Annotated in this window: 11 protein-coding genes; 8 read left to right on the top strand and 3 right to left on the bottom strand. The window is 54.8% G+C overall.

The window, feature by feature from the left end; translation table 11 throughout:
* Positions 1 to 21: 21 nt before the first annotated feature.
* Together DG357_RS18805 and loiP are read right to left on the bottom strand one after the other, a co-directional pair.
* Positions 22 to 1,290: an OprD family outer membrane porin gene (locus DG357_RS18805; RefSeq protein WP_088204244.1), complete on the bottom strand. Its 1,269-nt coding sequence runs from the start codon at positions 1,288 to 1,290 to the stop codon at positions 22 to 24.
* 210 nt (positions 1,291 to 1,500) lie between these two features.
* Positions 1,501 to 2,259, bottom strand: a complete 759-nt coding sequence (gene loiP, locus DG357_RS18800; RefSeq protein ID WP_028014340.1) for a metalloprotease LoiP — start codon at positions 2,257 to 2,259, stop codon at positions 1,501 to 1,503.
* Positions 2,260 to 2,530: 271 nt separating this feature from the next.
* Between loiP and tkt the strand changes: the two genes are divergently transcribed.
* The 7 genes from tkt to DG357_RS18765 all read left to right on the top strand — a co-directional run bounded on the left by tkt (position 2,531) and on the right by DG357_RS18765 (position 10,898).
* Positions 2,531 to 4,522: a transketolase gene (gene tkt / locus DG357_RS18795; protein ID WP_088204243.1), complete on the top strand. Its 1,992-nt coding sequence runs from the start codon at positions 2,531 to 2,533 to the stop codon at positions 4,520 to 4,522.
* 325 nt (positions 4,523 to 4,847) lie between these two features.
* Positions 4,848 to 5,867 carry an erythrose-4-phosphate dehydrogenase gene (gene epd / locus DG357_RS18790; RefSeq protein WP_088204242.1) on the top strand — a complete coding sequence of 340 codons (1,020 nt, stop codon included), beginning with the start codon at positions 4,848 to 4,850 and terminating at the stop codon, positions 5,865 to 5,867.
* 49 nt (positions 5,868 to 5,916) lie between these two features.
* Positions 5,917 to 7,080: a phosphoglycerate kinase gene (gene pgk / locus DG357_RS18785; RefSeq protein ID WP_028014337.1), complete on the top strand. Its 1,164-nt coding sequence runs from the start codon at positions 5,917 to 5,919 to the stop codon at positions 7,078 to 7,080.
* Between the two features lie 92 nt (positions 7,081 to 7,172).
* A complete protein-coding gene (fbaA, locus tag DG357_RS18780; RefSeq protein ID WP_008499731.1) occupies positions 7,173 to 8,252 on the top strand; it encodes a class II fructose-bisphosphate aldolase in 1,080 nt (359 codons plus the stop codon).
* 186 nt (positions 8,253 to 8,438) lie between these two features.
* On the top strand, positions 8,439 to 9,293 hold the full coding sequence (mscS, locus tag DG357_RS18775) for a small-conductance mechanosensitive channel MscS (RefSeq protein ID WP_003860082.1): 855 nt from the start codon (positions 8,439 to 8,441) through the stop codon (positions 9,291 to 9,293).
* A 145-nt stretch (positions 9,294 to 9,438) separates the two neighbouring features.
* Positions 9,439 to 10,074: an arginine exporter ArgO gene (argO, locus tag DG357_RS18770; protein ID WP_047367435.1), complete on the top strand. Its 636-nt coding sequence runs from the start codon at positions 9,439 to 9,441 to the stop codon at positions 10,072 to 10,074.
* 92 nt (positions 10,075 to 10,166) lie between these two features.
* Complete coding sequence (locus DG357_RS18765) at positions 10,167 to 10,898, top strand: oxidative stress defense protein (protein WP_028014336.1); 732 nt, start codon at positions 10,167 to 10,169, stop codon at positions 10,896 to 10,898.
* Positions 10,899 to 10,941: 43 nt separating this feature from the next.
* Here DG357_RS18765 and argP read toward each other — a convergent pair whose 3' ends face one another.
* Positions 10,942 to 11,835, bottom strand: a complete 894-nt coding sequence (gene argP, locus DG357_RS18760) for a DNA-binding transcriptional regulator ArgP (RefSeq protein ID WP_003860089.1) — start codon at positions 11,833 to 11,835, stop codon at positions 10,942 to 10,944.
* A 127-nt stretch (positions 11,836 to 11,962) separates the two neighbouring features.
* Between argP and rpiA the strand changes: the two genes are divergently transcribed.
* A complete protein-coding gene (gene rpiA, locus DG357_RS18755) occupies positions 11,963 to 12,622 on the top strand; it encodes a ribose-5-phosphate isomerase RpiA (protein WP_003860091.1) in 660 nt (219 codons plus the stop codon).
* Positions 12,623 to 12,885: the final 263 nt, after the last annotated feature.

The raw sequence follows: 12,885 nt of genomic DNA, 5'->3' as shown, positions 1-12,885 counted from the left end.
GCCGCCACCCGGCTTGTTTTATCAGAACACGTTAAACGGGTATTCCACGTAGGCGCGGATCTCGTCCCCGCCCACGTTATAGTCGCTGGCGTTGCTGGAGACGCGCAGCACGGAGTAGCGCAGTTTCAGCTTCAGATCTTTCGCCGGGCCGTCCTGCACCTGGTACTGGATCTGGTTAAACCACTCGTGCTCTTTGCCGTTGCTGGTTTCAGAGGTCTTAATGTTGTCGCCGCGCACGTAGGCGGTGGTCCAGCTCAGGCCCGGCAGGCCGAGACCCGCGAAGTCCAGACCGTAGGATGCCTGCCATGAGCGCTCGTCTTCACCGTTAAAGTCAGACCAGTAGGAGTTCGCGAGCCAGATGGTGTTGCCGCCGTCGCCCACGCCGCCCTTGTCGCGATATCCGCCGTAGTTATAGCCTGTGCTGCCGCTGCTCTGCTGGTACGCCACTTTGAACGTGTGAATATCCCAGATGTAGCTCGCCGCCAGGCTCCAGATGGTGTTGCTGCGGCCAGTGTTGAGGCTGTCAGCGTAGCCCTGATCCAGACGCGAGTTATAGCCGTTAAAGTCGAGCACCAGCTGCTGCCCGGTGCTGAACGGCTGTTTGAAATTCAGCCCCAGGTACTGTTTGTTCATCACCTCTTCGTTATGAGAGGCGTATAGCGCGCCGCTGAACTGGTCGTTGAACTGGTAGCTTGCGCCACCGAAAGTCAGGCTTTTCAGGCCGCTGTCGTGGCGGTCGTCGCTTTTACGCTGCTCGTCGGTGAAATAACCGACGTTCACTTCCAGGCCGTCGATCTCTTTCGAGGTCAGCATGGCACCGGTGTAGCTTTCAAACAGCAGGCGGGAGCTGTCGGCGTTAACGATAGGCAGTTCAGGACGCTGGTTACCGTAGCTCAGCACGGTATTCGAGATCCGCATTTTGGCGGTAGCGCCAAATTTCGCTAAATCGGATTTGGCCCGGCCATCGTCTTCCTGTTTAAAGAAGTCGATACCGCCCGCACCGCTCTTGCCGCGACCGCCGTCCAGGCGCACGCCGTACTGCGCGATGCCGTCCACGCCAAAGCCCACCAGCCCTTCGGTATAGCCGGATTCAAAGGTGGCGATGATCCCCTGACCCCATTCGGCTTTATCCTGCTGGCCCTGATGGTAGTCACGGCTGATATACGCATTGCGTAAAAACAGGTCTAAATGGCTGTCGTCGATAAAACCCTTGCTGTCAGATTGCTGGCTTGCAGCGGCGGGTAATGCGGCGAATAAACTTAAAGCAATTAACGATAATTCTTTTTTCACGGAGGGAACGTCTCTGTCTTAATATATTAAATTGAATTACTGCGAGTTTGATAATTACCGGAAAGATTAACGATTGCAATAAATATGTGACCAGGCGTTTCAGCCGGAAAGGGTAGATTTGACGGGGCTTTCAGAGGTGTTACCGATACGTGCGATTTAGTTAGCAATTCATGCGAAATAAAAAGGAGGCAAAATTGCCTCCTTTCAAAATTATTTAATTCCGTCAGCGGCCATTCGGTCGCGAATATGCTGCGCGCGCGCTTCTGAGGCCGGGTGATCGTCAAACATGGAGCTCTGGCGACCCGCTTCCAGTTTTGCCAGCTTTTCGAAGCTGGTGGCTAAACCGGATGGATTAATACCGCGTTTGCGCAACAGATCGTAGGAGTAGTCGTCCGCTTCGGACTCCTGACGCTGCGAGAACTGGGAGTTAACCAGTTTTTCACCTACGTCACCAAGCTGCGACTGGGACAGGCTGCCAACGATGCCGCCCGCAGAGGCCGCCGCCGCGCGAATGGCGTTGGTGCCTAAGGCAACCTGCATCCCTTTCTTCACGTGGCCGAGCGCAACGTGACCCATTTCATGGCCGATAACCGCTTCCACTTCGTTGTCGGTCATCATATCCATCAGCCCGCTGTAGACGCGGATACAGCCGTTAGCCATCGCGAAGGCGTTGACGTCTTTCGCCATGTAAACCTTGTAGTTCACCGGCTGGCCGTTGATGTTATCGCCGAGCGCGGAAGCAATCTTATTCAGACGCTGTGTGTAGGTACTGTCAGCCGGCGCAAGCGTGGCTTTTCCGTCCATATCTTTACAGGCCTGATCGCTCAGCGCTTTAACCTGCGCGTCGCTCAGGGAGTAGGCCTGAAAGGCTTCTGCACCTGAGGTCATCAGACCGTTAGAGTCCATATTCTGACAGCCGCTCAGCACGAGCGTTGTACCCAGGGCCAGCACTATTGCACGCATTTTCATGAGGTTGCTTCCGTACTCGTTAAACTGAATAAAATCCGAAAAGTGCCCCCGCAACGAAGCCGGGGCGGGATAAGTATAAGGAATATCTACAGGCGCGGGCGAGCAGATTGCGCAACATGCGAGCATGATCCAGAGATTTCTTAAGCTGCAAAAGAATGGTCCATGTACATGCCCTGCGGCTTGGGTTACATTGTTGGCACTTTTTTCCGGCGTAGCCCAAAACGCGCTGTCGTCAAGGGCATGGCCTTTAACAGTCCGATCTGGAGTTAAAATGTCCTCACGTAAAGAGCTTGCTAATGCTATTCGTGCGCTGAGCATGGACGCAGTACAGAAAGCCAAATCCGGCCACCCGGGTGCCCCTATGGGTATGGCTGATATCGCCGAAGTCCTGTGGCGTGATTTCCTTAACCACAACCCGCAGAACCCGGCATGGGCTGACCGCGACCGTTTCGTGCTGTCTAACGGCCACGGCTCTATGCTGATCTACAGCCTGCTGCACCTCACCGGCTACGATCTGCCAATCGAAGAGCTGAAAAACTTCCGTCAGCTGCACTCCAAAACTCCAGGTCACCCGGAAGTGGGCTACACCGCTGGCGTAGAAACCACCACCGGCCCGCTGGGTCAGGGCATTGCTAACGCTGTGGGTATGGCGATTGCCGAGAAGACCCTGGCGGCGCAGTTCAACCGTCCTGGCCATGACATCGTTGACCACTTCACCTACGCTTTCCTGGGCGACGGCTGCATGATGGAAGGCATTTCTCACGAAGTGTGCTCCCTGGCTGGTACCCTGAAGCTGGGCAAACTGGTGGCGTTCTACGACGACAACGGTATCTCCATCGACGGTCACGTTGAAGGCTGGTTCACCGACGACACCGCGGCACGTTTCGAAGCCTACGGCTGGCACGTTGTGCGTGGTGTTGATGGCCACGATGCTGACTCGATTAAACGTGCAGTAGAAGAAGCTCGCGCAGTCACCGATAAACCGTCCCTGCTGATGTGCAAAACCATCATCGGCTTCGGTTCTCCGAACAAAGCGGGCACCCATGACTCCCACGGCGCACCGCTGGGCGACGCGGAAATCGCACTGACCCGTGAAGCACTGGGCTGGAAACACCCTGCCTTCGAAATCCCGTCTGAGATCTATGCTCAGTGGGATGCTAAAGAAGTGGGCCAGGCGAAAGAAGCGGCCTGGAACGAGAAATTCGCTGCCTATGCGAAGGCGTTCCCACAGGAAGCGGCTGAATTCACCCGTCGTATGAAAGGCGGTATGCCGTCTGACTTCGACGCGAAAGCCAACGAATTCATCGCGAAGCTGCAGGCGAACCCGTCAAAAATCGCCAGCCGTAAAGCATCTCAGAATGCGATTGAAGCGTTCGGTCCGCTGCTTCCGGAATTCCTGGGCGGCTCCGCTGACCTGGCGCCTTCTAACCTGACCCTGTGGTCTGGTTCTAAGCCAATCAACGAAGACACTGCCGGTAACTACATCCATTACGGTGTACGTGAATTCGGTATGACCGCTATCGCGAACGGTATCGCTCTGCACGGTGGTTTCCTGCCGTACACCTCTACCTTCCTGATGTTCGTGGAATATGCACGTAACGCCGTGCGTATGGCTGCGCTGATGAAACAGCGTCAGGTGATGGTCTATACCCATGACTCCATCGGTCTGGGCGAAGATGGTCCAACTCACCAGCCGGTAGAGCAGGTAGCTTCCCTGCGCGTAACCCCGAACATGAGCACATGGCGTCCATGTGACCAGGTTGAATCTGCGGTGGCGTGGAAATACGGCGTTGAGCGTCAGGACGGCCCGACCGCGCTGATCCTCTCCCGTCAGAACCTGGCGCAGCAGGAGCGTACCCCTGAGCAGCTGGCAAACATCGCCCGCGGTGGCTACGTGCTGAAAGATTGCGCGGGCCAGCCTGAGCTGATCTTCATCGCGACCGGTTCTGAAGTTGAACTGGCTGTAGCTGCATGGGAAAAACTGACTGCCGAAGGCGTGAAGGCGCGCGTGGTCTCCATGCCGTCTACCGATGCGTTCGACAAGCAGGATGCGGCTTACCGTGAATCCGTACTGCCTAAAGCGGTTTCCGCTCGCGTGGCGGTGGAAGCGGGTATTGCTGACTACTGGTTCAAATACGTGGGTCTGAACGGCGCTATCGTCGGTATGACCACCTTCGGTGAGTCTGCTCCGGCAGAACAGCTGTTCGAAGAGTTCGGCTTCACCGTTGAGAACGTTGTCGCTAAGGCGAAAGAGCTGCTGTAATCGCCGTTTTGCCCGGTGGCGCTTACGCTGACCGGGCCTACAAATGGCTCAAAAGTAGGCCGGGTAAGCGCTAGCGCTTACCCGGCTTTTTTTGCGTCATTATTCCAACGAAAATGTGACGCAAGTCATATAGCTCGCTTATTCATCTGGACAGACATTCCTTTTATTCCCCGATTCGCTTATTCTTGCTGAAGCGTTTCAGTCGATTAAATGTTCGACAATTGACCAATCAATCGCAGTTTGTGATAGCAAAGATTCCCCTTCGGGCGTCGCTGGATTACTCTTTCAGCCACCTCAAACTCAGGGATTGCTTTGCAGGAGATCTATGACCGTACGCGTAGCGATTAATGGCTTCGGTCGCATCGGGCGTAATGTGGTTCGTGCTTTGTATGAATCCGGACGTCGGGCGGAAATCACCGTGGTGGCAATCAATGAACTGGCGGATGCTGCTGGCATGGCGCATTTATTGAAGTATGACACCAGCCACGGACGCTTCGCCTGGGATGTGCGCCAGGAAAGAGATCAGCTTTTTGTGGGTGATGACGCTATTCGTGTGCTGCATGAGAACAGCATTTCCGGGCTACCCTGGCGTGAACTGGGTGTAGATGTCGTGCTTGACTGTACCGGTGTGTATGGCAACCGCGAACACGGCGAAGCGCATCTGACAGCAGGCGCGAAAAAAGTCCTGTTTTCTCATCCCGGAAGTAACGACCTCGACGCGACCGTCGTGTTTGGCGTCAACCAGCATGAGCTGCAAGCCGAGCACCGCATTGTTTCCAACGCCTCCTGCACCACCAACTGCATTATTCCGGTCATCAAACTGTTAGACGATGCGTATGGCATTGAATCCGGCACCGTAACCACGATTCACTCCGCCATGCACGATCAGCAGGTTATCGACGCCTATCACTCGGATTTACGACGCACTCGCGCGGCGAGCCAGTCAATCATTCCGGTGGACACGAAACTGGCTGCAGGGATCACCCGAATTTTCCCGCAGTTTAATGACCGTTTCGAAGCGATTGCCGTGCGTGTTCCGACGATAAACGTCACCGCAATCGATCTTAGCGTGACGGTGAAAAAACCGGTAAAAGCCTGTGAAGTCAACCTGTTGCTGCAAAAAGCGGCACAGGGAGCATTTCATGGTATAGTTGACTATACGGAATTACCGTTGGTCTCAGTAGATTTTAACCACGACCCGCACAGCGCCATCGTGGATGGCACGCAGACGCGAGTCAGTGGTGCGCACCTTATCAAGACGCTGGTCTGGTGTGATAACGAATGGGGCTTTGCTAACCGAATGCTCGACACCACGTTAGCCATGGCCGCAAAAGGTTTCAGGTAGAGCGCACCTTGCGCTTGCAAAACTTTAAGAATCAACGAGAGGATTCACCATGTCTGTAATTAAGATGACCGATCTGGATCTGGCAGGTAAACGCGTTTTCATCCGTGCCGATCTGAACGTACCGGTTAAAGATGGCAAAGTGACCAGCGACGCGCGTATCCGTGCATCTCTGCCAACCATTGAACTGGCTCTGAAGCAGGGCGCTAAAGTGATGGTCACCTCCCACCTGGGCCGTCCAACTGAAGGCGAGTACAACGAAGAGTTCTCTCTGCTGCCGGTTGTTAATTACCTGAAAGACAAACTGTCCAACCCGGTTCGCCTGGTGAAAGATTACCTGGACGGCGTAGACGTTGCCGAAGGTGAGCTGGTTGTTCTGGAAAACGTTCGCTTCAACAAAGGCGAAAAGAAAGACGACGAAACCCTGTCCAAAAAATACGCTGCACTGTGCGACGTATTCGTGATGGATGCATTCGGTACTGCGCACCGTGCGCAGGCATCTACCCACGGTATCGGTAAATTCGCAGACGTCGCGTGTGCGGGTCCTCTGCTGGCTGACGAACTGGAAGCACTGGGTAAAGCACTGAAAGAACCTGCTCGCCCAATGGTCGCTATCGTTGGTGGTTCTAAAGTGTCTACCAAACTGACCGTTCTGGATTCCCTGTCTAAAATCGCTGACCAGCTGATCGTTGGCGGTGGTATTGCGAACACCTTCGTTGCCGCTCAGGGCCACAACGTGGGTAAATCCCTGTACGAAGCAGACCTGGTTGACGAAGCCAAACGCCTGCTGGGTACCTGTGATATCCCGGTTCCAACTGACGTTCGCGTGGCGACCGAGTTCTCCGAAACCGCAACCGCGACCCTGAAATCTGTAAACGACATCAAAGACGAAGAGCAGATTCTGGACCTGGGCGACGTTTCTGCACAGAAACTGGCTGAAATCCTGAAAAACGCAAAAACTATCCTGTGGAACGGTCCTGTTGGCGTGTTCGAATTCCCGAACTTCCGCAAAGGGACTGAAATCGTGGCTAACGCAATCGCAGACAGCGAAGCGTTCTCTATCGCAGGCGGTGGTGACACCCTGGCAGCAATCGACCTGTTCGGTATCGCTGACAAGATCTCCTACATCTCCACTGGTGGCGGCGCATTCCTCGAATTCGTGGAAGGCAAAGTACTGCCAGCAGTAGCAATGCTCGAAGAGCGCGCTAAGAAGTAAGCCATTCAAGGGCAGGGAAACCTGCCCAATTTTCAGCGCGCTTTTAAGAGCTCGCACCTTTTCTAACGGCCGAAGATACAGGACTAAGCAACATGTCTAAAATTTTTGATTTCGTAAAACCTGGCGTTATCACTGGTGATGACGTACAGAAAGTGTTCCAGGTAGCTAAAGAAAACAACTTCGCTCTGCCAGCAGTTAACTGCGTAGGTACCGACTCCATCAACGCCGTACTGGAAACCGCTGCAAAAGTTAAAGCACCGGTTATCGTTCAGTTCTCTAACGGCGGCGCTGCGTTCATCGCAGGTAAAGGCGTGAAAACTGACATTCCTCAGGGTGCTGCTATCCTGGGTGCTATCTCTGGTGCGCACCACGTTCACCAGATGGCTGAACACTACGGTGTTCCAGTTATCCTGCACACTGACCACTGCGCGAAGAAACTGCTGCCGTGGATCGACGGTCTGCTGGACGCGGGTGAAAAACACTTCGCGGCAACCGGTAAGCCACTGTTCTCTTCTCACATGATCGACCTGTCTGAAGAGTCACTGCACGAAAACATCGAAATCTGCTCTAAGTACCTGGCGCGCATGGCCAAAATGGACATGACCCTGGAAATCGAACTGGGTTGCACCGGTGGTGAAGAAGACGGCGTGGACAACAGCCACATGGACGCTTCTGCCCTGTACACCCAGCCAGAAGACGTTGATTACGCTTACACCGAGCTGAGCAAAATCAGCCCGCGCTTCACCATTGCAGCGTCCTTCGGTAACGTACACGGCGTTTATAAGCCAGGTAACGTGGTTCTGACCCCGACCATCCTGCGTGATTCTCAGGAATACGTGTCTAAGAAACACAACCTGCCGCACAACAGCCTGAACTTCGTCTTCCACGGCGGTTCCGGTTCTTCTGCTCAGGAAATCAAAGACTCCGTAAGCTACGGCGTAGTGAAAATGAACATCGATACCGACACCCAGTGGGCAACCTGGGACGGTATCCTGCAGTACTACAAAGCGAACGAAGCTTACCTGCAGGGCCAGCTGGGCAACCCGAAAGGCGAAGACCAGCCGAACAAGAAATACTACGATCCACGCGTATGGCTGCGCGCTGCTCAGACGTCCATGGTGACCCGTCTGGAGCAGGCTTTCAAAGAACTGAACGCAATCGACGTTCTGTAATTTGAACTGCTAACAGCATCAGAAGGCCCGCAAATGCGGGCCTTTTTTTATGCTTTTTCAATATTCTGCAATACCTGTTTTTGTGATCTGTTTGGCAAAGCCGGTGCTTTTTGTTTACCCTTTACTGACCTGCCTGTCTCCATGGGGGATGGATTTTGTGTTTTGGTTTAACAAAAGGAAGAATAAATGGAACAACTCGATGTTGTAGACAGCATCAATAACGCCGGCAACTGGCTGGTGCGCAACCAGGCCCTGCTGCTGAGCTATGCCGTGAACATTGTCGCGGCGATTGCCATCATCATCGTCGGGATGATCGTGGCGCGTATCGTGTCGAACGCCGTCAACCGTGTGATGGTCGCACGACACATTGACGCCACGGTGGCTGACTTCCTCTCTGCACTGGTGCGCTACGGCATTATCGCCTTCACGCTGATTGCCGCGCTGGGCCGTGTTGGGGTGCAAACCGCCTCCGTGATTGCCGTTCTTGGTGCCGCCGGTCTGGCCATTGGTCTGGCACTGCAGGGCTCGCTTTCAAACCTGGCGGCGGGCGTACTGCTGGTGACTTTCCGTCCGTTCCGTTCCGGTGAATATGTTGACCTTGGCGGCATCGCCGGTACCGTGTTGCAGGTACAGATTTTCTCTACCACCCTGCGTACCGTCGATGGTCGTATTGTGGTGGTACCGAACGGGAAAATCATTGCGGGCAATATCATTAACTTCTCCCGCGAGCCGGTGCGTCGTAACGAGCTCATCATCAGCGTGGCGTATGATTCCGATATCGATCAGGTGAAGTCGCTGATCGCAAATATCATCGCCTCTGACGACCGCATTCTGAAGGACCGCGAGCAGACGGTTCGCCTGAACGAACTGGGTGCTTCCTCTATTAACTTCGTGGTGCGTATCTGGAGCAAAAGCAGCGATCTGCAAAACGTTTACTGGGATGTGCTGGAGCGCATCAAGCGCGATTTCGACGCCAACGGCATCAGCTTCCCTTACCCGCAGATGGACGTAAACGTCAAAAAAGTCAAAGAAGCAGAATAACGTCACCCGTAGGCCCGGTAAGCGCTCGCGCCACCGGGCTTTACTTTCATAAGCTCCGCTAATACCCAATTAATATTATCCATTTCCTCTAATGTGATTCGCGCAGTATAGTCAGCCTCCAGAACAACACTGCGAGAAAATCGTCATGCTATCTTATTATTTTCAAGGGCTTGCCTTAGGTGCGGCCATGATCCTTCCGCTCGGCCCGCAAAACGCCTTCGTGATGAATCAGGGCATTCGCCGCCAGTATCATCTGATGATTGCCCTGCTGTGCGCGGTGAGCGATCTGCTGCTGATTTGCGCCGGCATTTTTGGCGGCAGCGCGCTGCTGATGCAGTCCCCCTGGCTGCTGGCGCTGGTGACCTGGGGCGGCGTGGCGTTTCTGCTTTGGTACGGATTCGGTGCCCTGAAAACGGCGATGAGCAGCAACATTGAGCTGGCAAGTGCCGAAGTGATGAAGCAGGGCCGCTGGAAGATTATCGTCACCATGCTGGCGGTCACCTGGCTTAACCCGCACGTCTACCTCGACACCTTCGTAGTGCTGGGCAGCCTGGGCGGACAGCTGGACGTTGAGCCGAAACGCTGGTTTGCGCTCGGCACGGTCAGCGCCTCTTTCCTCTGGTTCTTCGGTCTCGCCATTCTGGCGGCATGGCTGGCGCCTCGTCTGCGGACTGCCAAAGCCCAGCGCATTATTAATACCCTGGTGGGGCTGGTGATGTGGTTTATTGCTTTTCAACTGGCAAAAGAGGGCATTCACCACGTCCAGGAATTGTTCAACTAATCCTTGTCTTATGGACAACTGAGCAAGACCCGCTAAGCTTGCTGGCATGAGCCCTGTTGATGGGGCACTCTTCGCAACATGGAGGAATGACAGTGAAGTTTAAAGTGATGGCCCTCGCGGCATTAGTAAGTTTCGGTGCGGTGTCGGCGCAGGCAAGTGAACTGCCGGATGGCCCGCACATCGTCACGTCAGGCACCGCAAGCGTGGACGCGGTACCGGATGTTGCAACCCTGGCAATTGAAGTGAACGTGGCGGCAAAAGATGCCGCTTCCGCCAAAAAACAGGCAGACGATCGTGTTGCGCAATATCTCTCTTTCCTGGAACAGAACGGTGTTGCTAAAAAAGACATCAGCTCTGCGAACCTGCGTACCCAGCCCGATTACGACTACCAGAACGGCAAAAGTATCCTGAAAGGCTATCGCGCCGTGCGCACTGTGGAAGTGACCGTGCGTCAGCTGGACAAGCTGAACTCTCTGCTGGACGGCGCGTTGAAGGCCGGACTGAACGAAATCCGTTCCGTGTCGCTGGGCGTTGCGCAACCGGAGAAATACAAAGACGAAGCGCGTAAAGCGGCGATTGATGATGCCATTCATCAGGCGGAACAGCTGGCGTCTGGCTTCAAGAGCAAGCTTGGCCCGGTATACAGCGTGCGTTACCACGTCTCTAACTACCAGCCAAGCCCGATGGTTCGGATGATGAAGGCGGACGCCGCGCCGGTTTCTGCTCAGGAAACCTACGAGCAGCCAACGATTCAGTTCGACGATCAGGTTGATGTGGTGTTCCAGCTGGAACCCGTTGCAGCACAGCCGAAACCTGCACAATAATCAATAGGCCGGGTAAGGCGTAGCCTCCACCCGGCTTTTCATTTTAATCCTGTCTCAACACCTTATGTCCAAACGCCAGCAGCGCATCAGTCACGTTGCGCATCATGCGGCTTTCTGGCGCAAAACGGTGCCAGTAGAGCATCCGGCGCTGATACAGCCCCGGCGTCAGGTCAATCAGCTCACCGCTTTTCAACTCTTTCTCAATCTGTAAATGCGGGATCATGCAGCAGGTGGTGCCCTGACGCGCCAGCTGCACAAAGGCTTCGGACGAGTTAACGATATGACACGGCACGCTGCCCGGCGGCAGGTCGAAGTTTTGCTGCAAAAACGCCTGGTGCATATCGTCCAGATGGTCGAACGCCACGGCAGGCGCCTTCAGCAGCGCGGCGCGGGTGACGCCATTCGGGAAGTAGCGCTCCGCAAAGGCTTTTGAACCGACAAACAGATAGTCGAGCGCGCCGAGCTGATCGACAAGACAGCTTGGCAGGGCCTGAGGCTGGATACTGACCGCACCAACCACTTCGCCGCGACGCAGGCGCTCCTGGGTGCGGGTTTCATCTTCGACCTGAAGATTCAGGCGGATAGGGGAGTCGGCCAGCACTGGCGCAAGGGCCGGCAGCAGCCAGGTCGCCAGACTGTCGGCGTTCACCGCCAGCGAGAGCAGCAGCGGCGTGGAACCCGTTTGTTCGTCACCCAGCCACTCGTCTTCCAGCAGTTCAACCTGACGCAGCAGGGCGAGAAGCTTTTGACCTTGCTCCGTTGGGCGCGGCGGTACGGTACGCACCAGCAGCGGCTGCCCGAACATGTTTTCAAGCTGTTTGATACGTTGTGATACGGCGGACTGGGTGATGCACAGCTTTTGCGCTGCGCGCTCAAAGCCGCGTTCACGAATAACTGCATCAAGTGCCTGTAGTGTTCTGTAGTCCGGACGTTTCATTGCTCTGGCTGGCTCCTAAATTTTGCTTAATCTGCACTATGACACAATTTTCCCTTCCTGGCAGACGAAATCCATTCGACGTGTTCTATAATGCGCCCTGAGTTTTCACACCACAGGCAAAACGATCATGACGCAGGATGAACTGAAAAAAGCAGTAGGATGGGCCGCTCTCCAGTACGTACAGCCAGGGACCATTGTCGGTGTTGGTACGGGGTCAACGGCGGCGCACTTTATCGATGCACTGGGCACGATGAAGGGGCAGATCGAGGGCGCGGTTTCCAGCTCCGATGCGTCCACGGAAAAGCTGAAAAGCCTCGGCATTACCGTTTTCGATCTCAACGAAGTGGATCGTCTGGGCATTTACGTTGATGGCGCGGATGAAATCAACGGCCATATGCAGATGATCAAAGGCGGCGGCGCGGCGCTGACCCGTGAAAAGATCATCGCCTCCGTGGCGGACAAGTTCATCTGCATCGCGGATGCCTCCAAGCAGGTCGACATTCTGGGTAATTTCCCGCTGCCGGTTGAAGTGATCCCGATGGCGCGCAGTGCGGTTGCCCGTCAACTGGTTAAGCTGGGCGGCCGTCCGGAATACCGTCAGGGTGTGGTCACCGACAACGGTAACGTCATCCTCGATGTTCACGGTCTGGAGATTCTCGACGCGATTGCGCTGGAAAACGCCATCAACGGCATTCCAGGCGTCGTCACCGTAGGGTTATTTGCCAACCGCGGCGCGGATGTGGCGCTGATCGGTACGGCTGACGGTGTGAAAACCATCGTAAAATGATCTGACGGGGGGAGTGCTCCCCCCGCTAAAAAATTTTTGAAAAGCTAAATTTGGTGACTTGTGTCACGCTTTTCCGCCTCTTTTGCCGATCCTGCCACGTTTGTAAATTTCCTCAGCATTTTACTCTGTCATTTTGCCCTGTATGACTTTTCTTCAGAGTGCCGACGCAAACGTTCATATTGCTGCAATAGTTTTTTTTGATATGTTGGCTACAGCGGATTTCAATCCAGCACAACATCAGTTCAGATAAAAACAGGGTCGGG

The sequence above is a fragment of the Enterobacter bugandensis genome, assembly GCF_900324475.1.
Classification (GTDB): domain Bacteria; phylum Pseudomonadota; class Gammaproteobacteria; order Enterobacterales; family Enterobacteriaceae; genus Enterobacter; species Enterobacter bugandensis.
The sequence above is the reverse complement of the archived record's forward strand: the minus strand, read 5'-3'. Positions and strand labels throughout refer to the sequence as shown.